The sequence below is a fragment of the Streptomyces bicolor genome (genome assembly GCF_000719285.1).
In the GTDB taxonomy this organism is placed as follows: Bacteria; Actinomycetota; Actinomycetes; order Streptomycetales; family Streptomycetaceae; genus Streptomyces; species Streptomyces bicolor.
Genome location: NZ_JOFS01000007.1, coordinates 209,656 through 232,967 on the forward strand (window position 1 = coordinate 209,656; position 23,312 = coordinate 232,967).

Below are 23,312 nucleotides of genomic sequence, written 5' to 3' on the forward strand. Positions count from 1 at the left end.
GCAGGGCTGGGGTGTCGGGGCCGCCTCGATGAGGAGCTGGGCCGTTCGTGCGGCGGCCTGCCAAGACGAGCCGCGCGAGTCCATCGACCGGCTGGCCACCCGACCGTGCCGCTGGTCGTGCTCACCGAACCCTGCGCGCGCCTGCCACCTCCAGGATCGCCTTTCCGGGGATGCGGCGTCCGCGAAGGGCCTGCGCCGCCTCGTCGAAGCGGTCCCAGGATCCTTGCCAGCCGATCTCGACGGTGAGGGCCCCTTCAGCGGCCAGTTCGGTGAGAATGGCCAGGTCCGCGCCGACATCGCCCTCGATGACGAAGGAGGTCAGCGACTTGGCCGGGCCGACCGTCGCATACGGCGGAAAGACCGCCGGCTGCCCGGACGTCCAGCCGACGCTCTGCACGCTGCCCCCGGGAGCGAGCAGGTTCCATGCCGCGACCAGTTGGGGGCCGCCGACGCTGTCGATGACCACGTCGACCGGGCGCTGGAGTCCCTCCAGTCCGATCAGCACCTCGTCGGCGCCGGACTCGGCCAGCCCCTCCCCGCGGGCGGCCGAGCCCACGGACGCGATCACGTGGGCACCGGCCCGCGCCGCCAGCTGGACGGCGAACCGGCCGACCCCGCCGGAGGCCCCGGTGACCAACACCCTCTTGTCCGGTCCGAGTCCGGCTGCCCGCAGCGAGCGCAGTGCCGCCACTCCGGCGACCGGCAGGGCCACCGCCCGTGCCAGGTCCAGTCCCTTCGGCACCTCGGCCAGCGCACCCACGTCGATCGCGACGCGCTCGGCGAACGCTCCCGAGGTCAGGGCCACCACCTCGGTGCCCACCGCCGGGCCGGTTCCGTCGGCTGCGGCCCGGACGACCACTCCGGCGGCGTCCGAACCGAGCACCGCACCCACAGGGATCCGCCCGGAGCGGGCGTCGTTGAGATCGCCGTAGTTCAACGAGGCGTGGGAGACGGCCACCAGGACCTGGCCCGGCCCGGGCGCAGGGTCGGGCACCTCGGCGAGGCGGACGGCCGCCGCGGATGCTGACGGATCGACGACCAGAGCGCGAACAGACATGTCGTCCCCCTTGGTTCACGACTTGTGACAGCAGTCATCATCGATAACCTTGCTGGTCATCGGAAGGAGGCACTTTCGTGTCACGCAGTCACACCCGTGTTACCGAGGCGCTCAGGGACGAAGCCTGCCCGGTCACCGAGGTGCTCGACCGGGTGGCGGGCAAGTGGAGCATCGGCATCCTGATCGCCGCCGCCCACGGCCCGGTTCGGTTCACCGAGCTGGAACGCGCCATCAACGGCATCAGCCGACGGATGCTCACCCTCAACCTGCGCAGGCTGGAGCGGGACGGACTGCTCGTCCGCACGGTGTATCCGACCGTGCCACCCAAGGTCGAGTACAGCCTCACGCCCATGGCCCAGGAGCTCCACACCTCACTGACCGCTCTGGTGGGCTGGGCCGAGCGGCATCGGTCCGCCATCGCCGAGGCCCGTGCCGCCTACGACACCGCGGCGGAGCAGAGCCCCGACACCGACTGAACGGGCCCGGACCGGCTCGCACTTGTGCGAGTCCGCAACGCCCGGCCGACCGCTCACCGCCGCAGCAGCACCCGGCGCGTGGCCCGCGCCAGGCGCACGCCCGGCCGCCGTGACCGCGGCCTCGGGCCCGACCGCTCCAGCCACCACTCCCGCAACTCCGCCCGCACCCGTTCGTCCTCCAGTCGCCCCTCCGTCAGCAGATACCCGGCGAAGTCGAGCGCGTCGCGCCGATAGCCGTCGGTCATCGGGTGCCCGTGCGCGTACGCGAGGAAGCCCCGCCGATAGCCCTGCCCGAGAATCACCGGCAACTCCGGCGCGACCTTCGCCACGACATCCGCCCGCTTCCCGGCGAGCGCTCGCGCCTGCACGCCCAGCCGCACCCGGTCGAACCCCTCCGGCACCGGCGTACCGGCGACGAGGGCGGACAGCAGGGCGGCCTGCGCGAGTGCGAGGCGCTGCCGGGCGGGGTCCGTGCCGGCCCCGGCCCGCGCTTCCGCCGGCACCGCCTGCTCGAATGCGCCCTCCATGAGCGTCGCTGCCTCCGATGCCCCCTCCGCGAGCGCCGCCCCCTCCGTGGCGCCCTCCGCGGAAGTCCGCCTCTCGGCGTCGCCCTTCTCCAAAGCCCCCCGTATCGACCCCAACTCCCGCTCCAGCTCGGCAGGTTCCGGGAAGTTCTCGTCCCTCTCCAGAAGGACGCCAGGCGGGGACACCCGGGAGGCGAGGTCGGTCAGGATGTCGAGGACCGGCCGGGGGACCGGGTGGGCGTGGCTGTCGTGCCAGACGCCGTCGCGTTCGAAGCCGCCCGCGACATGGACGTAGGCGATCGCCTCCAGGGGCAGCTCGGCGAGCGCCTTGGCCGGGTCCTCGCCGCGGTTGACGTGGTTGGTGTGCAGGTTGGCCACGTCGATGAGGAGGCGTACGCCCGTGCGGTCGGCGAGTTCGTACAGGAACTGTCCCTCGCTCATCTCCTCGCCCGGCCAGGAGATGAGCGCGGCGATGTTCTCCACGGCGAGCGGCACGGGCAGCGCGTCCTGAGCGATGCGAATGTTCTCGCACAGTACGTCGAGGGCGTCGCGGGTGCGCGGCACGGGCAGCAGGTGCCCCGCCTCCAGCCGCGGGGACGCGGTCAGCGGGCCGCCCGCCCGTACGAACGCGATGTGCTCGGTGACCAGCGGCGATCCCAGCGCCGACGCCCGCTCGGCGAGCGCGGTCAGCCGGTCGGCGTCGGGTCGGTCCGCGCCGCCGAGGCCCAGCGAGACGCCGTGCGGTATCACGGTCACGCCGCGCCGGCGCAGCCGTGCCAGCGACTCGGGCAGGTGCCCGGGGCAGACGTTCTCGGCGACGGTCTCGACCCAGTCGATGCCCGGCATGCGCTCCACGGCGTCCGCGATCTCCGGGCGCCACCCGATCCCCGTGCCCAGTCGCTGCATCGTCCCCTCCTCGGCCTCTTCGCCTCTTCCGTATCCGCTGTCCCGTCTCCTTCGACGTGTCGGACGTTCGGACGTGACGGGGGTATGGCCCCCGGGGCTCGGCCCGAACCCCCGGGCGGGCACCTTCAGAGCAACATTTGAGGTTGTGCCCGGCGCCTCCTCCGCGTCGCCGACGGCCACTGCACCGTCGTACGCGCGGGGCGCCGGGGATGTTCAAGCAATGCTGACCGAAAGCCGACAGAAAGCGTTCCTCGCGGAGGACTACACCAGCGCCGCCGGTGCGCCCGGGCAGGCGGATCGGTCACCCGCAGGCGCGTGGTCCGGCCAGCGTGCCAGGTCAGATGCATTCGGGCCACCGGCCGACCGAATGGTCAGTTGATTTTCGCCACCTGAAAACCGCGCAAGAAGTGCCATTCAATTCGGAATTTGGTGGTCCGTTTGCGGGCTGAATGGCGTGAATTCAGTGTTGTCCCGAAGTCTCTGCATCGAATCGGGCTGGTAGTTGATTTTTCCTTATGGGAGAATCTTCACAGGGGAGGGCGGTCTCGTCCGAAAGGCTGCATCTGATCGGCCGTCCGTACCGCGCGAGAATCAGCCGTCGGGACTGGGGGATAAGTCGGCTCATGAACTTGGTGGAGCGGGACAAGGAACTGTCGGTCATGGAGGGCATGTTCGACGCCGCGATGGCCGGACAGGGCGGCGTGCTGTTGGTGAGCGGCGCGGTCGCGAGCGGGAAGAGCGCGCTGCTGCGTGCCTTCGGGGAGCGGGCGGCTGCCGCCGGAGCGCTGTTGCTGCAGGCCACGGCGTCGGACGCGGAGCGCGACATGCCCCTTGGGGTGATGGGGCAACTGCTGCTCGGGGTCGGGTCGCCCGAGGAGGACATGGCCGGTGCGTCGCGGTCGCAGGGTGCAGCGGCGATGGCCGGATCGGGACGGCGGACGCGGGTGCCGCTTCCCGCCGCGGTGGTCACCGAGCAGTGCGGGATTGTCCTTGAAAAGGCAAGGCAAAGGCCTGTGATGGTCATCGTCGACGATGTTCATCACATAGATCAGGATTCGCTTGAATGCCTTCTCTATCTGGCGCGAAGGCTGAACAGAAAACGCATTCTGATGGTGCTCGCGGAAAGCTTCACAGGTTTATCCGACAACACCCGCTTCCAGGTTGATTTCCTACGCCTTCCGGGCTGCCGGAATATCCGGCTCGGCCCGCTGACCCGACGTGGCGTCGGCGACATGGCCGGCGCCTACGGCGGGGAGCGGTGGCGGACGCGCCCGCTCGTCACGCACCTGCACCGGACCGGTGGCGGCAACCCCCTGCTGACGAAAGCGCTCCTGGAGGACACCGCGGCGTCGCTCGCCGACGGCGACGGCGGCGGGCTCGCCGCCTGTGTGCCGGGCGAGGCCTTCGAGCGGGCCGTCACCGCGTGTTTGTACCGCGTCGACCCCGCGCTGCAGCCCATCGCCTGGGCACTCGCCGTCCTCGGCCCGCAGGCCTCGCCCGCGGAACTGGCCGAAGTCCTGGGCGCAAGCCGCGAATCGGTGCACCGCGGCCTGACCGCCCTCGGCGCGATGGGGCTGCTCGGCTCCGGCTCCGGCTGGTTCCGGCACGAGGCGGGCCGGGTCGCGGTGCTGCACAGCATGGAGCCCGCGCACCGGGCCCGCCTGGAGGCCCGCGTCGCCACGGTGCTGCACGAGCACGGCAGGGCCGCGACCGTGGTCGCGCGGCATCTGATGCTCGCGCAGCGCATCGACGACGCGTGGGCGCTGCCGACCCTGATCGAGGCGGCAGACCGGGCCCTGACCGACGACGACGTCGCCCTGGCGCTGTCCTGCCTGCGCGCCGCCCGCGACCTCTGCACGGACGAGGGCCAGTCCCTGGACGTCAAGGCTGCGCTGACCCGGGCCGCCTGGCGCGTCAACCCGGCCATCGGCGCCCGCTACCTGCCCGAGCTCACGGCCGCGGCCCTCGCGGGCCGCCTCGGACACCGGCAGTCCGCCGAACTGGCCGAACACCTGCTGTGGTTCGGCGAGGTCGACCAGGCACTCGCCGTGCTGCACACCGCCGGACGCGGCGACGCGGCTGCGGGACTGCGCCACCGGCTCGACGACATCCGGCTGTGGATGGACCGCACCTACCCGGGACTGCCCCGTGCCGACCTGCCCGACGCGACCGGTGACGTGTCGCGGGCGCCCTCGGCCGCGCGCAGCGTCCATGACCGGGTGGCGACCCTGGCCCGGGCGGCGTCCGACCCCAGCAGGGACGACGTCGTGGTGCGGGCGGAACAGATCCTCCAGGGCACCCGCCTCGACGACCACACGGTCCCCATGCTCGTCGCCACCCTGGACTCCCTCGTCCTCGCCGACCACCTCCACGAGGCGGCGTACTGGTGCGAGACGCTGTCCAAGGAGGCCACCGAGCGCGGTGCCCCCATGTGGCAGGCCCGGTTCGCCGCCGTGAAGTCCCGGATGGAGGTGCGGCTGGGCGGGCTGAGCGCCGCCGAGGAGTCCGTCCGTACGGCGAACGCACTCGTACCGGCCGAAGGCTGGGGCGTGGCCCTCGCGTCGCTCGTCGCCGTCGCCGTGTACGTGAAGACGGCCATGGGCCGGCTCGGCGAGGCGGCCGACCACCTCGGCGTGCCCGTGACCGAGGCGGCGTTCCGGACCCCCGACGGACTGCTCTATCTGTGGGCGCGCGGCTGCTACTACCTCGCGGCCGGACGCCCCTACGCGGCGCTCGACGACTTCCGGGCCTGCGGCGACACCATGACCGGCTGGGGCCTCGACCTGCCCGCCCTGGTCCCCTGGCGCACCGACGCCGCCCTCGCCCACCTGGCGCTCGGCGACCAGCGCCGCGCCCGCGCCCTGGCCGAGGAACAGCTCGCGCTGGTCGGACCCGGAGCCACGTGGACGCGCGGTGTCTCGCTGCGGGTCCTCGCCCGCACCCTCGCCCCCGCGCGCCGGCTGCCGCTGCTGGGGGAGGCCGTGGAGATCCTGCGGGAGACCGGGCACCGGCTCGAACTCGTCCGTGCCACCGACGAGCTGGCCCGCGCCCACCGCGAGCTCGGCGACGCCGGGCAGGCCCGCGCCCTGGCTCGCAGGGCGCGCCAGCTGGCCGGCGAATGCGGTGTGCCGGCCCCTGAGGCGCCGCCGTCCGACACCGGCACGTCCCCCGACCGGGACGGCACGGGGGCGGCTCGGCCACGACAGCAGCCCGTCGAGCTCAGCGACGCGGAGCTGCGGGTGGCGACGCTCGCCGCCCGCGGACTGACCAACCGGGAGATCGCCGACAAGCTGTTCATCACGGTGAGCACGGTCGAACAGCACCTGACGCGCGCCTACCGCAAACTGGACGTCCAGCGCCGTACGGACCTGATGGCCAAGATCACCTCGGCCGCGAGCCCTGGTCAGCCCGCGAAGCGCCGTCACCGCGCGGCTCGCCACCCGGCGTGACAGGTCCGAGAACACCCGGTGCGGCGCGTGCGAGAAGAGGGGTCCTTCGGTCATCTGCGAGGTCACGACTCCCTGCCGGGCGGGCGTTACGGTCGGTTCCGCTCCGGTTGTTCTACGGGGCGGGCGGTCACAGCGCGGTCCGAAAGCGCGGGCGGGTCACAGGAGTCGGTGGGTCACAGGAGTCCGACCGGAGACGGATGTGCCCTGATCCGGGCCTGTGGACGGGGAGTTCGCGTCGGTACCCTGCGATCCGGGGAACCAAGGGACCAAGGGACCGGGGAACCGGGACAAGCGGACTGTGACCGGTGCGTGACGGGGGATCGGGCAGCGTCGTGCGGTGTGATCAGGCGGGCCGCCCGGCCCGGTCCGGCGCCAGGAGGGTCGATGAGGGTGCTGGTGGTCGAGGACCACGTCGAACTCGCGCAGTCGGTCGCGCGGGTCCTGCGCCGTGAGGGCATGGCGGTGGACGTGGTGTACGACGGCGCGGACGCGCTCGAGCGCACGGCCGTCGTCGAGTACGACGTCGTCGTCCTCGACCGGGATCTGCCCGGTGTGCACGGCGACGAGGTGTGCAGCCGGCTGGCCGACGAGCCGGTCCACGCCAGGGTGCTGATGCTGACCGCGTCCAGCACCATCGCCGACCGGGTCGAGGGGCTCAGCCTCGGCGCGGACGACTACCTGCCCAAGCCCTTCGCGTACGCCGAACTGGTCGCCCGCATCCGCGCTTTGGGCCGCCGCTCGCAGCCGGCCGTGCCCCCGGTGCTGGTCCACGGCGATCTGCGTCTGGACCCGGCGCGACGGATCGCCACGCGCGCCTCGCGGCGGCTCGCGCTCACCCCGAAGGAACTCGCGGTCCTGGAGTACCTGCTCGCCGCCCAGGGGCGGGTGGTGTCGGCGGAGGAGTTGCTGGAACGGGTGTGGGACGAGGCGGCCGACCCCTTCACCACCACCGTCAAGGCGACCATCAACCGGCTGCGTCCCAAGCTCGGCGACCCGCCGTTGATCGAGACCGTCCCCCGGGGCGGCTACCGGATTTGAGGCACGATGCGACTGCCGAAGCCCACGGCGGCGCCGCTCGCCGGCGCCGCCCGCCTGCTCGCCGCGACCGTACGCCGTCTGACGCCCCGTAGGGTCCGCATGCGCCTCACGCTGCTGTACGGCGTGCTGTTCGTCGCCTCCGGGGCGGTGCTGCTCACGATCACCTACCTGCTCGTCACGCATGCCTCGTCGAACGTCATCGTCGGCACGGAGGGCGGCGACGTGTCCCGCCTGAGCCGCGGCCCGGACTCCGGCACATCCGTCGGACTGACGGAGGGCACCCCGCCCAACCTGGACGCCGGTATGGGGAACCTGCGGGAACACGCCTACCGTCAGCACCAGGAGGGGCTGGAGAACCTGCTGGTGCAGGCGGGTATCGCGCTCGCCATCATGGCGGTGATCTCGATCGTGCTCGGCTGGCTGGTCGCCGGGCGGGTACTGCGGCCGCTGCGCACCATGACGGGCACCATCCGCCGTATCTCCGCGCGCAACGTGCATGAGCGCCTCGCCGTCGTCGGGCCCGCCGACGAGCTGAAGGACCTCGCCGACACCGTCGACGGCCTCCTCGGCCGGCTGGAGGTCGCCCTCGACTCCCACCGGCGCTTCGTCGCCAACGCGGCGCACGAGTTGCGCACACCGCTCACTCTGGAGCACGCGCTGGTGGAGGAGTCGCTCATGGACCGCGACGCCACCGTGGAGTCGTACCGCTCGAACATGGAGCGGCTGCTCGCGAGCAGCCGGCAGCAGGCACGCCTGCTGGAGTCGCTCCTCACCCTGTCCAGCAGCGAGCGCGGCCTGGACCGCCGCGAAGCCGTCGACCTCGCCGACGCCGCCGAGCAGGCGGTCGGCATCCCGCGCCCGGACGCCGAACACCGCGACCTCGACGTGGACATCAGGATCGCGCCCGCCCCCGTGACCGGCGACACCGCGCTCGTGGAGCGACTGGTGGCCAACCTCGTCGACAACGCCGTGGACTACAACGTCCCCGGCGGACGCGTCGAGATCACCACCGGCACGAGGGGGCGGCACGCGGTGGTGACGGTCGCCAACACGGGGCCCGAGGTGCCGCCGGACCAGGTCGAGCGGCTCTTCGAGCCCTTCCAGCGGCTCGGCCGCAGCGCCGGCGGGGGCCACCATGGGCTGGGTCTGTCCATCGTGCGCACCATCGCCACCGCCCACGACGCCGCACTCACCGCCCGCGCCCGGCCGGGCGGCGGCCTGGTGGTGGAGGTCGCCTTCCCGCTGCGCAATGACGCCGTGGTTCCCGCCCTCGCCCAGATGTGACGGCGAGCGGACGGACGGGAAGGGCCCCGTAGGGGTGGGTAGGGGTGTCCAAGCCCGGAAAGCCGTTGTTAGGGTCATCGTGTTCGCATCGGGTAATGCGAACCGGGTAAGTGGCAATGGGCACGAGCAGGATTCAGAGACTCGGCGAAACGTTCTGCTACGGATTCAACGTGGCCTGCGGCGGCGGGAATGACGGGTTCTCTCCGTATTTCGGTGCGCATGCGTGGGGAGCGGACCGAGTCACTAGGGGGAATTGAGTTGGCGATACCTGGCCATCCGCGCATCGATCGACTCATGGTCGTCGAAGTCGAGATCAGTTCATTGTCGACGGGCGACTCGCCGAGGCTCTCCGGAGCCGATGAGGAACATGTGCAAGCCCTGGCCGCGGTGCAGACACCGCTGCCGCCGATCACCGTGCACCGCCCTACGATGCGGATCATCGACGGCGTGCACCGGGTGCGCGCCGCGCAACTGCGCGGCCAGAGCAAGATCGCGGCCAGGTTCTTCGACGGCGACGCCGCCGACGCGTTCGTACTGGCCGTGGAGTCCAACATCGCCCACGGGCTGCCGCTGACGACCGCGGACCGCAAGCGCGCCGCGGACCGGATCATCAGCACGCATCCGCAGTGGTCGGACCGCATGATCGCCTCGGTCACGGGCATCGCGCCGGGCACGGTGGCCGACATACGCCGGCGGTCCCGGGACGACGGCGAGGCACGGACGAGCAGGATCGGCCAGGACGGCCGGGTCCGTCCGGTCAGCGGAGCCGAAGGCCGCAGGCTGGCCAGCGAGATCATCGCCGAGAACCCGAGTCTGTCGCTGCGTCAGGTGGCCCGGGCCGCCCACATCTCGCCCGAGACCGTCCGCGACGTGCGCAACCGCATGATGCGCGGCGAGGACCCGCAGCCACAGGGCAGAAGGCAGCCGCAGCACGAGGAGAGGGCGAACCGTGCTGCACTCGGGCCCGTAGGCGTGGCCACACGCGCCTCGGCCCAGGACCGGGCCGCGCTCGTGGAACGACTGAAGGCGGACCCGGCACTGCGGTTCAGCGAGACGGGGCGCACTCTGCTGAGGCTGCTGAACCTGCACACCCTCGACACGGAGGAATGGGAACGGATCGTCGACCGCGTCCCGCCGCACTGCGGTGGCGTCGTCGCCCACCTCGCCAAGGAATGCGCCGAGATGTGGGCGGAGTTCGCGGAGCGGGTACAGCGGAAGGCCGCCGATAGGGCATAGCGCGGCACGGGTGTCCAACCGTCCAATTCGCGCGGTCGGACAGTGGGGCCATGAGGAGAAAACATTCAGGGCCCAGCTCTGACCTTTGCCCTGCCCCTTCGAGGCGACCCTTTTCGGAGAATTCACCTGATCATACTCACCCGGTTCCGGACGCTCCGGACCTCTCTTTTCCGAGACGCACGGGCATGCACTTTCCGAGACTTCACGGCCGCTCGAACTGCCCACCGGGAAGCCTGGTCGGCGAAAATCCAGAACGGTAGTGTCCCGGTACGTGTGAAGCCGATGGAATTACATATCCAAGGAAGGTTTCCGTCGCGTGTTAATCAGCCAAGGTCCTGGTGGAATCACCGTCGGAGACCCCAACTCGTCCGACACCGAGCACAAGAGGCAGTCCCTGCGGCCCGGCACACTGCGCCGCGCGCTCACCTACATGCGGCCGCACCGGCGCTCCCTGCTGTTCCTGCTGCTCACCACCCTGGTCGACTCGCTCGTCATCGTGGCGACGCCCCTGCTGCTCAAGGAGATCATCGACGAGGGAATCCTCAAGGACGACCTGGGGCTCGTCATCGCCCTGGCCCTCACCGCCGCCGGACTCGCCGTGGTCGACGCGGTGATGCAGCTCGGCCAGAGCTATTTCTCCGGCCGCATCGGCCAGGGGGTCAGCCACGATCTGCGCGTCCAGACCTTCACCCATGTCCAGCGTCAGCCCATGGCGTTCTTCACCCGCACCCAGACCGGGCTGCTCACCAGCAGGCTCAACGCGGACGTCATGCTGGCCCAGCAGGCCCTCGGTCTGCTGCTGACCTCGGCGACCGGTGTGCTGACGGTGCTGCTGGTCCTCGCCGAGATGTTCTACCTGTCCTGGCTCATCAGCCTGATCGCCGTGGCCCTGCTGCCGCTGTTCGTCATACCGGGCGTCTACGTCGGCCGGCGCCTCCAGCGCTACTCCAGGGAACAGATGCAGTCCAACGCGGAGTTGGCCGGCGTCGTCCAGGAGCGGTTCAACGTGAGCGGCGCGATGCTGGCCAAGCTGTACGGCCGCCCGAAGGCGGAGGCCGCCGCCTTCTCGGCACGCGCCGGCAAGGTGCGCGACGTCGGTGTGAAGTGGACCGTGTTCAGCCGGCTGTCGTTCATCTCCATGGGCCTGCTCGCCGCCCTCGCGACGGCGCTGGTGTACGGAGCCGGCGGGGCTCTCGTGCTGGACGACGTGTTCCGGATCGGCACCCTCGTCGCCCTCGCCGTACTCCTCGGCCGGCTGTACGGCCCCATCACCCAGCTGTCGGGCATGCAGGCGAACGCCCTGACCGCGCTGGTCAGCTTCGACCGCCTCTTCGAACTCCTCGACCTCAAACCGCTCATCGAGGAGAAGCCCGCCGCCACCCCGCTGCCGTCGCCGGGGACCGGCCCCGCCCCGCGCATCGAGTTCGACCAGGTGTCCTTCCGCTACCCGAGCGCGAGCGAGGTCTCCCTGGCCTCGCTGGAGGCCAACACGCAGTCCCCGGAGGACCGTTCGAGGAAGAGCCCGCAGGTGCTCCACGAACTGTCCTTCGAGCTGCCGCCCGGACAACTCACCGCACTCGTCGGGCCGTCGGGAGGCGGCAAGACGACCATGACGCACCTGGTGTCCCGCCTCTACGACCCCACCTCGGGCAGTGTCCGCATGGACGGCCACGACCTGCGGGATGTCACCCTCGACTCCCTGCGCGACACCGTGGGTGTGGTCACCCAGGACGCGCACTTCTACCACGACACCATCCGGGCGAACCTGTTGTACGCCCGTCCCGAGGCCACCGAACGCGATCTCCTGCAGGCCTGTGACGCGGCGCAGATAGGGGAGTTGATCCGCTCGCTGCCCAGCGGCCTCGACACCGTCGTCGGCGACCGCGGCTACCGCCTCTCGGGCGGCGAGAAGCAACGGCTGGCCCTGGCCAGGCTCATACTCAAGGCCCCGTCCGTCGTCATCCTCGACGAGGCCACCGCCCATCTGGACTCCGAGTCGGAGGCGGCCGTCCAGCGGGCGCTGACCACCGCGCTGCGTGACCGGACCTCCCTGGTCATCGCGCACCGTCTGTCCACCATCCGCGAGGCCGACCAGATCCTCGTCATCGACGGGGGCCGGGTCCGCGAACACGGCACGCACGAGGAGCTCCTGGCGGCCGGGGAACTGTACGCGGAGCTCCACCGCACCCAGTTCGACCGGCCGGCCGTCGGCGCCAACGGCGCGGGACCACAGCCCGGGGCCGAAGGCCCCGAAGCACACAACGGCGTCCGCGCCAGGCCGCAGGTCATGTCCCTCGGGGACGGCCCGGTCCTGGGCGGCGGCCCGATGCTCGGCACGGGGCCGATGCCCGGTGCGGGGCAGATGGCCGGGGGCGACGGACTCGCACTCGGCGGCGGCATGCCGCCGGGAGGCGGCGGCGAGTACAAGGTGCGCCGCCGCGGCGAGCCGGACGAGCCCTGAGCCGACGGAGCGCCGCCGGGCGGCAGGACGCCCGGCGAGCCCACCGACGCCCGCCGGGCCGACCGACCCGGCCGAGCCGACCGGGCGCCGCCGGCCCACGCACACCCACGAGACACGCACCGCCGCGCGCTGAAGGGAGAGCGATGAGCAGCGAAGCGGATTCCACCCTGCCCCTGTCCGAGAGCCAGGAGGGGATCTGGCTGGCCCAGCGCATCGAGAGCTCGCGCGGCTTCTACACCATCGGCCAGCACATCGAGATCCTCGGGCCGCTGGACACCGGAGCCTTCCAGGACGCGCTGGGCCGGGCCGTCGAGGAGACCGAGATCCTGCACGTGCGGTTCGTCGAGGAACCCGGCGGCGTCTCCCAACTCGCCGGCCCGTCATCCGGGTTGAACCTTACGGCGGTCGACCTCACCGCGCACGAGGATCCCTGGTCCGCGGCCGAGGCCTGGATGCGCGCCGAACTGCACCGGACGGCGTCCCCCGACGGCTCCCTGTTCGCGTACGCGCTGCTCACCCTCGCACCCGGCCGGCATGTGTGGTACCAGCGCTACAACCACCTGCTGATGGACGGCTTCGGCTGCTCGCTGATGGCACGCCGCGTCGCCGAGCTGTACACGGCGGCGCTGGACGCGACTGCGCCCCGCCCCGCCGGTCACGCGCCACTGCGGGAGCTGCTGGAGCAGGAGTCCGTCTACCGCGACTCCGAGGACTGCACCCGGGACCGCACCTACTGGCACGACCACTTCGCCGACCGGCCCGAGCTCATCGCCATCCCGGGCCACCGCCCCGCCGCTTCCGACGCCGCCGCACTGGCCACCGGCCACCTTCCGCCGCCCGCCGTGCGCGCCCTGCACGAGGCGGCGGCCCGCGCCAAGGTGAGCTGGCCCCGGCTGGTCGTCGCGGCGGTCGGCGCGTTCACCTGCCGGATGACGGGCGCCGAGGAGGCCGTACTGAGCCTGCCGGTAGCCGCACGCCTCACGGGCCCGGCGCGACGCACCCCGTGCACGATGGCGAACGTCCTGCCTTTCCGGCTGCGCGCCACCCCGGACACGAGCCTCGACGACCTGGCCCGCGCGGCCGGGCCCGAAACCGCAGGACTGCTCCGGCACCAGCGGTACCGCGGCGAACGGCTCCGCCGCGAACTGGCCTGGCCGGACGGCGGCCGCTGGCACTTCGGCCCCTTCGTCAACATCCTGCCCCTCGGGGAGAACCTGCGCTTCGGCGACTGCCGGGGCATCGTCCGCGACCTGTCGAACCGCCGCGTCGAGGAAATCAGCGTGGTCGTGAGCGGCTGGTCGGACGACCAGGGCATGGCCCTCTCCCTGGAGGCCAACCCCGCGCACTACGACCAGGAATGGGCGCGCGGGAGTCACCGGTCCCTGGTGCACTTCGTGGAACGCCTGGTCGCGGACCCGTCCGCGCCGATCGGCCGGATCGACGCCGCGGCCCGCCCTCGGCCCGCCGCCACCCACGCGGCCGAGCCGGTGCGGACCCCGCTGGTACCGGAGCTGATCGCCGGACAGGCGCTGCGCCGCCCCGACGCGGTGGCGCTCACGGACGGCGCGGACTCCGTGACGTACGGAGAGATGTGGCGGCGGGCCGGGCAGGTCGCCCGGCATCTGGTAGGCGCGGGCGTGGGCCGCGGCGACCGGGTCGCCGTCGTGCTGGAGCGCTCCGCGGATCTGGTGGTGGCGCTGCTCGGGGTGTGGCGGACCGGGGCGGCCTACGTCCCCGTGGACCCCGGCCATCCGGCCGAACGCGTGGCGCGGGTCCTCGTCGACTGCGCCCCGTCCGTGGTGGTGTGCGCCGGGACGACCCGTGCGACGGTGCCGGAGAGCGGCGCCCGGGTGGTGATGCTCGACGGCCTGGCCACCGCGGGGGAGCCGGCCCACGCCGACGCCCCCCTCATCCCCGCGAGCCCGCACGACGTGGCCTACGTGATGTACACCTCTGGGTCGACGGGGGCCCCGAAGGGCGTGGCCGTGCCGTACGCAGCCGTGGCCGCGCTGGCCGGCGAGCGCGAGTGGCAGGTGGGCCCGGACGACACGGTGCTGATGCACGCGCCGCACGCATTCGACGCCTCCCTGTACGAGGTGTGGGTGCCGCTCGCCGCGGGCGCCCGGGTGGTCGTCGCCGAGCCGGGACCCGTGGACGCGCAGCGGGTACGCGCGTACGTGGCCGCGGGCGTCACCCGGCTGCATCTGACGGCGGGCACGTTCCGGGTCCTCGCGGACCAGGAGCCGGACAGCCTCACCGGTCTGCGCGAGGTACTGACCGGCGGCGACGTGGTGCCCACCGCCTCGGTCGCCCGGGTGCGGGAGGTCTGCCCCGAGGTGACCGTCCGGCATCTGTACGGCCCGACCGAGACCACCCTCTGCGCGACCTGGCATCTGATCCGGCCTGGTGATGCGACGGACCCGGTGCTGCCCATCGGGCGCGCCCTGCCAGGACGGCACACCTTCGTCCTCGACGCCTTCCTGCGACCCGTGGAGCCAGGCCTGGTCGGTGAGTTGTACGTCGCCGGCGCCGGCCTCGCACGCGGTTACTGGGGGCGGGCGGGTTTGTCGGCGGAGCGGTTCGTGGCGTGTCCGTTCGTGCCGGGTGAGCGGATGTACCGGACGGGCGACCTGGTGCGCTGGGCCGATGACGGCTCACTGGTCTTCGTCGGGCGTGCGGATGCGCAGGTGAAGATCCGTGGGTTCCGGGTGGAGCTGGGTGAGGTGGAGGCGGCGCTTGCCGCGCATCCGTCCGTCGCCCAGGCGGTGGTGACCGTCCGGGAGGACTCCCCGGGCGAGCGTCGTCTCGTCGGATACGTCGTAGCCGAGGGAGCCGACGGCGTGGATGGCGCGGCCGGAGTGGATACCGACGCCGTACGCGCCCACGCCGCCGGACTGCTGCCCGACCCCATGGTCCCGGCCGCCGTGTGCGCCCTGGACGCACTGCCCGTCACCCGTAACGGCAAGGTCGACCGTACGGCCCTGCCCGCGCCGGACTTCGCCGGCAAGGTCACCGGGCGCGCTCCCAGGACGCCGGTCGAGGCCGCCCTGTGCGAACTGTTCGCCGTCGTACTGAAACTGGACGAGGTCGGCGCCGACGACAGCTTCTTCGCCCTGGGCGGCGACTCGATCATGGCGATGCAGCTGGCCGCGCAGGCGCGCCGCGCAGGCCTGCTCTGCACCGCGCAGGACGTGTTCGAGAACGAGACACCGGCTGGCCTCGCGGCCGTGGCCACCCTGACCGAGGCAGCGGAGGCGGCGCGGCCGAACGGACACGGGGAGACAGGCGTCCCGGACACCGAACCCCTCCTCACGGACCTGGCACCGGACGAACTCGCCCGGCTGCGCGCCGAGCGGCCCGGCCTCGTGGACGTCTGGCCGTTGTCCCCGCTCCAGGAAGGCATGCTCTTCCACACGACGTTCGACCACGACAGCCCCGACGTGTACGCCAGCCAGCGCGTCCTGGCCCTCGACGGGCCCCTGGACGTGGCGCGACTGCGCGCCTCCTGGCAGCTGCTCCTCGACCGCCACGCCGTACTGCGCGCTTCCTTCGGCCGGCGTGACTCCGGCGCGCAGGTGCTGGTCATCGTGCGGGACGTGCCGCTGCCCTGGCGCGACGCCGACGTGTCGGCGCTGCCCGCCCCCGCGGCGGCGGCCGAGGCCGCACGGCTCGCGGAGGGGGAGAAGGCCGAACGGTTCGACCTCGCGACGGCCCCCCTGCTGCGGCTGCTGTTGATCAGGCTGGGCGAGCGGCGGCACCGCCTGGTCATCACCAGCCATCACACCCTCCTCGACGGCTGGTCCATGTCGGTCGTCTTCGGCGAGTTGGCCGAGGCCTACGCCGCCGAGGGCGACGGTCACGGGCGGACGCTGCCCGCCCCGACTTCGTACCGCGCCTACCTGGCCTGGCTGGCCCGGCAGGACCGGGAGTCGGCACGCCACGCCTGGCGGTCGGCGCTCGCGGGAACCGGGGAGCCCACGCTGGTGGTGCCCGAGGAGGCCGTCAGGGCGCCGGTCGTGCCCCGTCCGGTGCGGTTCGAGTTCGGCGACGAACTCACCCACGCCGTCGGCAGGTTGGCGCGCGCCCACGGCGTGACGGTCAACACCGTGGTGCAGGCCGCGTGGGCGCTGGTGCTCGCCCGGCTCGTGGGGCGCACCGATGTCGTCTTCGGGACGACGGTGGCCGGACGGCACGCCGACCTGCCGGGTATCGAGTCGATCGTCGGGCCGTTCATCAACACCCTGCCCGTCCGTGCCGCACTGGCTCCGGACCGGCCGGTCGCCGAACTGCTGACCGAGCTGCAGGAACGTCACGTCGCCCTTATGCCCCACCAGCACCTGGGCCTGCAGGAGATCCGCAGGACCGCCGGCGACGGCGCCGTCTTCGACACCCTCGTCGTGTTCGAGAACCTGCCCGAGGCGCCTTTCGTGCCCGCCGACCGGGAGACCGCGCTCACCATGCGGACCGTCGGTGAGCCCGAGGACCGCGGCCACTACCCGCTGGCCCTGATCGTGGTACCCGACCAGCGGCTGCGCGGACACCTTGTCGGCCGGCCCGACGTGATCGCGCCCGAACGCGTCGCGGAACTGGTCCGGTGGCTCACCCGGGTCCTGGAACAGCTGACGGCCGACCCGGCGCAGCCCCTTGGACGCGTCGCCGTCCTGGGCACCGGCGAGCGCGCGCTCGCCGTGGCACACGCTCGCGCCACGGAGGAGACCGGCTCGTCCGGCACCCACGACGACGTCCTGGTACCCGACGCCTTCACGCGCCGGGCCGTCGAGGCGGCCACCGACGTGGCCCTGGAGGCGGACGGACGGACCGTCACCTACGCCGAGCTGGCAGCCGCGTCGGCCCGTCTCGCCCGGTACCTCATCGGCGAGGGCGTCGGGCCGGAGTCGCGGGTCGCCGTCCTCGCCGACCGGTCCGTCGAGCTGGTCACGGCGCTGCTGGCCGTGTCGCTGGCGGGCGGCGTCCACGTACCGCTCGACCCCGGCCACCCGCCGGCACGGCTGCGCCGGATGCTCGACGACGTCGCGCCGCCGGTCGTGGTGTGCACAAGCGCGACCCATGACGCCGTACCACCCGACCACCCCGGACGTGTGGTGGTCGTCGACGACCCCGCCACGGCCCTGACGATCGCCGGGCACGCCGCCGGACCCGTCACCGACCGGGACCGCCGGACACCGCTGCGGGCGGCGCACGCCGCCTACACGATCCACACGTCCGGCTCCACCGGCACCCCCAAAGGCGTGGTCGTCCCGCACGGCGCCCTGCGCAACCTCGTCACCGACCACGCGCGGCGCTACGCGCTCGACGCCTCCGGCAGGGTCCTGCAGCTCGTCTCGCCCAGCTTCGACGTGTCGATGGCCGACATCTGGCCCGTGCTGTGCGCGGGCGGACGCCTGGTGCTCGCCCCGCCCGCACGGCGGCACGCGAGCGGCGAGGACCTCGTACAGCTGATGCGCACCGCCCGGGTGACCCACGCGGCGATGACTCCGACGATGCTCGCGCAACTGCCGCCCCGGCACCTGCCCGCGCTGCGCGTACTGATCATCGGCGGGGAGACCGCGCCCGACGACCTGCGTCGCCGCTGGACCGTCGCCGGACGGGACGTGCACAGCGAGTACGGCGTCACCGAGGCGGCGGTCACGTCGACGGCGAGCCGCCCGCTGCACGCCGAGGACCGCCCCACCACGGGCCGCCCGATCGCCCGCACCGCCGCCTACGTGCTGGACGGCTTCCTGCACCCGGTGGGCCCCGACACGGTCGGCGAGCTGTATCTCGCCGGTGCCGGTCTGGCCCGCGGTTACCTGGACCGGCCCGGGCTCACCGCCCAGCGGTTCGTGGCCTGCCCGTTCGCACCCGGCGAGCGCATGTACCGCACCGGCGACCTCGTGCGCCGGACCCGGGCGGGAGACCTCGTGTACGAGGGGCGCGCCGACGCACAGGTGAAGGTGCGCGGCTTCCGCGTGGAACCCGGCGAGATCGAGGCGGCCCTCACCGCACATCCCCGGGTCGGCCGCGCGGTGGTGGCGTTGAGGCGGGACGGCAGGGGCGAGCGGCGCCTGGTCGGCTACGTGACCCCGGCCGCCGCGGACGAAAGCGCCTCCACGACGCCCCAACGACGGCTCCTGGACGGCGAGTCGGTCCGCGAGGCCGTCGCCGACATCCTGCCCGCCCACATGGTGCCCGCGGCGGTCATGGTGCTGGACACCCTGCCGGTCACCCCCAACGGCAAGACCGACCTCCCGGCCCTGCCCGCCCCCGACTTCGCCGAACGCGCCGTGGGGCGTGCCCCCGAGGGCGCCGCGGAGGAGATCCTCTGCGCCCTGTTCGCCGAGGTGCTCGGCCTGGGACGGGTCGGCGCCGACGACAACTTCTTCCGCCTCGGCGGCGACTCCATCACCTCCATGCAACTGGTCAGCCGGGCGCGCGGCGCCGGGGTGTCGTTCACCGCGCAGGACGTCTTCGAGCGCCCGACGGCCGCGGACCTCGCACCCGTCGCCCGGCTCGGCACCGGAACGGAGGCCGCCTGGGACATCGGCGTGGGCGAGGTGCCGTGGACCCCGGTGATGCGGGCCCTCGGCGAGCGCGTCACCGGCGCGGGCTTCGCCCAGTGGGTGACCCTGGGCGCACCGGCCGGACTGGGCACCGAGACGCTGGCGGCAGGCCTGCGCGCCCTGCTCGACACCCACGACATGCTGCGCGCCCGGACCGAAGAAACCGGGCCGCAGACACGCCTCGTCGTACGCGAGAAGGGCGCGGTGTCCGCGGCGGAACTGGTCACCAGGACCGACGCGGCCCAGGTGGCCGAGCCGGACCTGGACGAGGCCGCGGACCGGGCCGCACGCGAGGCGGTACGGCGCCTGGACCCGTCGTCCGGCGTCATGGTCCGGGCGGTCTGGCTGGACGCGGGGCCCGCACGCACCGGCCGGCTGGTCCTGGCCGTGCACCACTTGGCCGTGGACGGGGTGTCCTGGCGGATCCTCGTCCCCGATCTGCGGTCCGCCTGCGAGGCCGCCGCGGCCGGCCGCGAGCCCGCCCTGGACCCGGTGGGAACGTCGTTCCGGCGCTGGGCGAGCCTGCTCGCCGGACAGGCCAGCGAACCGGAACGCACCGCCGAACTCGAGGGCTGGGGCGCTGTGGTGGCCCACGCGGAACCCCCCTTGGGCAGGCGGAACCTCGACCCGCTCCGCGACACCGCGGCCACCGTGCGCCGCGCGAGGTGGACGGTGCCCGCGCGGCAGGCCCGCACCCTGGTCGGCGAGACCCCGCTCCTGTTCCACTGCGGTGTCCACGAGGTGCTCCTGTCCACCCTGGCGGGCGCGGTCCGCCTCGTCCGCCCCCGCCCCGCCGCCGACGCGCCCGCGGACGCCGCACGGCACCCCGGCGACGGGACCGGCATCGTCCTCGTCGACGTGGAAGGCCACGGACGCCACTCGCTCGGCGGCGCCGACCTGCTGCGCACCGTGGGCTGGTTCACCAGCGTGCACCCCGTACGCCTCGACCTCGCCCGCGTCGACCTCGACCAGGCACTGGCCGGCGGACCGGCCGTCGGCGCCCTTCTGAAGACGGTCAAGGAACAGGCCCGGGCGATACCCGGCGACGGCCTCGGCTACGGCCTGCTGCGCCACCTGGGCCCCGAGACCGCCCCGGTCCTGGCCGCACTGCCCACCCCTCAGGTGGGCTTCAACTACCTGGGACGATTCTCCACCGCCCCCAGCACCGGGGCCGTGGCCCCCTGGCAGCTGGCGGGACGCACACCGATCGGCGGCTCGGCCGCCCCCGACCTGCCCGCGGCCCACATCGTCGAAGCCGCCGCCGCCGTCCGCGACACCCCGGAGGGACCCGAGCTCGGTCTCACACTCAGCTGGCCCGGCTCGGTCCTCGACGAGGCGACGGCCGACCGGCTCGGCCGGACCTGGCTGGACCTGCTCACCGCCCTGGCCGGCCACACCGCGGACCCCACCGCGGGCGGACACACCCCGTCCGACTTCACCCTCCTCGACCTCGCCCAGGACGAGGTCGAGGAGTTCGAGGCGATCGCGGCACGACTGGCCGGGCCCGGCGGCCAGCCCGGCCCGCTCGACGGACTTGAAGGAATCCAAGGACTCGAAGGACTCGAAGGAGGACGGTCGCTGTGAAGGCACCCACGGCCGGTCAAGGAGCCGCTGCCCCCAGGTCCGCCCTCGCGGAGGTATGGCCACTGTCGCCGTTGCAGCAGGGCCTGCTCTTCCACGCCGACTTCGACGGACAGGACCACCCCGACATCTACACCGTGCAGTCCGTCCTGTCCGTCGACGGCCCACTGGACGCGACCCTGCTGCGGGCATCGTGGCAGGCGCTCATCGCCCGCCACCCCGCCCTCCGAGCGAGCTTCCACCGGCGCGCCTCAGGCGAAGCCGTGCAGCTCGTCATGCGGGAGGTGACACTGCCGTGGACCGAGGCCGACCTGTCGGACCACACGGAAGCCGCCGCGGACGCCGAGCTGGACCGCCTCGTGCGCGGCGAGCGGGCCCGACGGATCGACCCGGCGGTCGCACCGCTGCTGCGGCTGCTCCTCGTACGCCTCGGCACCCGCCGGCACCGCCTTGTCCTGACGAGCCATCACATTCTGCTCGACGGCTGGTCCCTGCCCGTCCTGCTGGACGAACTCGCCACGACCTACGAGGCGAACGGCGACGCGTCGTCCCTCGCCCCGGTCACCTCGTACCGGGACTACCTGGCGTGGCTGGCACGCCAGGACAAGGACGCCGCCCGAGCCGCCTGGCACACCGAGCTGGCCGACGCCGAGGAGCCCACGCTCGTCGCCGCGGCCGCCACCGCAACCCCCGGTACCGCAACACCGACGCGGCGGTCCGTCCACCTCTCCACGGAGACGACCGCCGCACTCACCGACCTGGCCCGCACCCACGGCCTCACCCTCAACACCGTCGTCCAGGGCGCCTGGGCGCTGGTGCTGGCCCGGCTGACCGGCCGCACGGACGTCGTGTTCGGCGTGACCGTGGCCGGCCGCCCCCCGGAACTGTCGGGGTCCGAGTCCGCGATCGGCCTGTTCATCAACACCGTTCCCGTGCGGGTGCGCCTCGACGGCGCACAACCGGTGCTGCCCATGCTCGCCGAACTCCAGGAACACCACACCGCACTGATGCCCCACCAGCACCTGGGCCTGGCGGACATCCAGAACGCGGCCGGCCCCGGCGCGACCTTCGACACGCTCCTAGTCTACGAGAACTACCCGCGCACCGGCAGGCAGCAGCCCGCACCCGACACCGTCACCTTCGCCTCCGTGGAGGCACGCCAGGCCACGCACTACCCGCTGTCGGTCGGCATCGCCCCCGACGAACGCCTCCGCGTCGACGTGACCTACCAGCCCGACCTCGTCGACGAGCAGCTCGGCGAGGCACTGGCGGGCGTCCTCGCTCGGGTCCTTGAACAGCTGGTCGAGGACCCGTCGGTGCTGGTGGGCCGGTTGGGCGTGTTGGCCGGTCCCGAGCGTGGTCTGGTGCTGGAGGGCTGGGGGGCCACCGCGGGTGGGATTCCGGCCGGTTCGGTGCCGGAGCTGGTCGCGGAGCGGGTGCGGGTGGCGCCGGATGCGGTGGCGCTCGTGGAGGGTGATCGGTCGCTGTCGTACGGGGAGTTGTGGGCGGCGTCGGGCCGGCTGGCGTCGTACCTGGCGGGCGTGGGTGTGGGTCGTGGTGATCGGGTCGCCGTGGTGATGGAGCGGTCCATCGAGGTGGCGGTGGTGCTGCTGGGAGTGTGGCGTGCGGGGGCGGCCTATGTGCCCATGGACGCAGGCTCTCCGGTGGAGCGGATCTCACTGGTGTTGGCGGATTGCGCTCCCGCGGCGGTGGTGTGCTCGCAGGCGACGCGTGCGGTGGTGCCGGAGGGCGTCGGCGTGCGGGTCGTGGTCGTGGACGAGCCCGGCGTTGCAGGCGAGTTGGCCGGCTGCGGGGACGCGCCGACGGTACGCGTCGGTCCGGCCGATGTGGCGTACGTGATGTACACGTCGGGGTCCACGGGGGTGCCGAAGGGAGTGGCGGTGCCGCACGGGAGTGTGGCGGCGCTGGTCGGTGAGCGCGAGTGGCATGTGGGTCCGGATGACGCGGTGCTGATGCATGCGCCGCACGCGTTTGACGTGTCGTTGTTCGAGCTGTGGGTTCCGTTGGCCGCGGGCGGGCGGGTGGTGATCGCCGGACCCGGCGTGGTGGATGCCGACCGGATGCAGGCGTACGTCGCGGATGGTGTGACCTCGGTTCATGCGACGGCGGGTTCCTTCCGGGTGCTGGCGGGGGAGGCGCCGGGGTGTTTCGCGGGGTTGCGTGAGGTGTTGACTGGCGGGGACGTGGTGCCTGCCGCGTCGGTGGCCCGGGTGCGGGAGACCTGCCCGGACGTGACGGTGCGTCACCTGTACGGGCCCACGGAGACCACGCTGTGCGCGACCTGGAGGCTCTGGCGCCCGGGCGAGGCGGTGGGCTCGGTCCTGCCCATCGGACGTCCGCTGCCCTGTCGGCAGGTGTACGTCCTGGATGCCTTTCTTCAGCCGGTGCCGCCCGGAGTGACCGGCGAGCTGTACGTGGCGGGTGAGGGTCTGGCGCTGGGGTACTGGGCGCAGCCGGGTCTGCCCAGGCCGTCGTGACCGCTCCCCAGGAGCGGCCGGGGGAGCGGCGGCTGATCGGTTACGTCGTATCCGACGGGTCGGCGGTGGACGGCCGACAGCTGCGGGAGTACCTGGCGCGGGTGTTGCCGGAGTACCTGGTGCCGGCCGTGGTGGTGGTCCTGGACGCCTTGCCGGTGACGCGTCACGGGAAGGTGGACCGGGGGGCGTTGCCGGCGCCGGATTTCGCGGGCCGGGTTTCCGGTCGGGAGCCGGAGTCGGAG

The 23,312-nt window shown here is 72.8% G+C and carries 11 protein-coding genes; 9 read left to right on the top strand and 2 right to left on the bottom strand.

The features are described from left to right. Nucleotides 1-121: 121 nt before the first annotated feature. On the bottom strand, nt 122-1,057 hold the full coding sequence (locus IF78_RS0111345; RefSeq protein ID WP_031480389.1) for a zinc-binding dehydrogenase: 936 nt from the start codon (nt 1,055-1,057) through the stop codon (nt 122-124). Nucleotides 1,058-1,134: 77 nt separating this feature from the next. On the opposite strand from IF78_RS0111345, the gene IF78_RS0111350 reads away from it, so the two are divergent. After that, nucleotides 1,135-1,533 carry a winged helix-turn-helix transcriptional regulator gene (locus tag IF78_RS0111350; RefSeq protein ID WP_031480387.1) on the top strand — a complete coding sequence of 133 codons (399 nt, stop codon included), beginning with the start codon at nt 1,135-1,137 and terminating at the stop codon, nt 1,531-1,533. A gap of 53 nt (nt 1,534-1,586) precedes the next feature. Here IF78_RS0111350 and IF78_RS0111355 read toward each other — a convergent pair whose 3' ends face one another. Continuing rightward, nucleotides 1,587-2,963, bottom strand: a complete 1,377-nt coding sequence (locus tag IF78_RS0111355; protein ID WP_031480385.1) for an MbnB/TglH/ChrH family RiPP precursor modification enzyme — start codon at nt 2,961-2,963, stop codon at nt 1,587-1,589. A 623-nt stretch (nt 2,964-3,586) separates the two neighbouring features. On the opposite strand from IF78_RS0111355, the gene IF78_RS0111360 reads away from it, so the two are divergent. The 8 genes from IF78_RS0111360 to IF78_RS49625 form a co-directional block, all read left to right on the top strand. Beyond that, nucleotides 3,587-6,412 carry an AAA family ATPase gene (locus IF78_RS0111360; protein WP_051827698.1) on the top strand — a complete coding sequence of 942 codons (2,826 nt, stop codon included), beginning with the start codon at nt 3,587-3,589 and terminating at the stop codon, nt 6,410-6,412. Between the two features lie 384 nt (nt 6,413-6,796). Then, nucleotides 6,797-7,450, top strand: a complete 654-nt coding sequence (locus IF78_RS0111365) for a response regulator transcription factor (RefSeq protein WP_031480381.1) — start codon at nt 6,797-6,799, stop codon at nt 7,448-7,450. Between the two features lie 6 nt (nt 7,451-7,456). Continuing rightward, nucleotides 7,457-8,734 (top strand): sensor histidine kinase, encoded by a 1,278-nt coding sequence (locus tag IF78_RS0111370; protein ID WP_051827700.1) that lies wholly within the window; start codon nt 7,457-7,459, stop codon nt 8,732-8,734. Between the two features lie 294 nt (nt 8,735-9,028). Continuing rightward, nucleotides 9,029-9,970 (top strand): ParB/RepB/Spo0J family partition protein, encoded by a 942-nt coding sequence (locus IF78_RS0111375; RefSeq protein WP_031480377.1) that lies wholly within the window; start codon nt 9,029-9,031, stop codon nt 9,968-9,970. A gap of 316 nt (nt 9,971-10,286) precedes the next feature. Further along, nucleotides 10,287-12,431 carry an ABC transporter ATP-binding protein gene (locus IF78_RS0111380; RefSeq protein ID WP_063762163.1) on the top strand — a complete coding sequence of 715 codons (2,145 nt, stop codon included), beginning with the start codon at nt 10,287-10,289 and terminating at the stop codon, nt 12,429-12,431. 143 nt (nt 12,432-12,574) lie between these two features. Beyond that, nucleotides 12,575-20,575 carry a non-ribosomal peptide synthetase gene (locus tag IF78_RS45395; RefSeq protein ID WP_063762162.1) on the top strand — a complete coding sequence of 2,667 codons (8,001 nt, stop codon included), beginning with the start codon at nt 12,575-12,577 and terminating at the stop codon, nt 20,573-20,575. Continuing rightward, complete coding sequence (locus IF78_RS43535; protein ID WP_078662402.1) at nt 20,572-23,070, top strand: non-ribosomal peptide synthetase; 2,499 nt, start codon at nt 20,572-20,574, stop codon at nt 23,068-23,070. Before IF78_RS45395 ends, IF78_RS43535 begins: the two co-directional genes overlap by 4 nt. Continuing rightward, nucleotides 23,067-23,312: AMP-binding enzyme (locus IF78_RS49625; RefSeq protein WP_051827704.1), on the top strand; the 246-nt coding region annotated here is incomplete at its 3' end. The genes IF78_RS43535 and IF78_RS49625, both read left to right, overlap by 4 nt.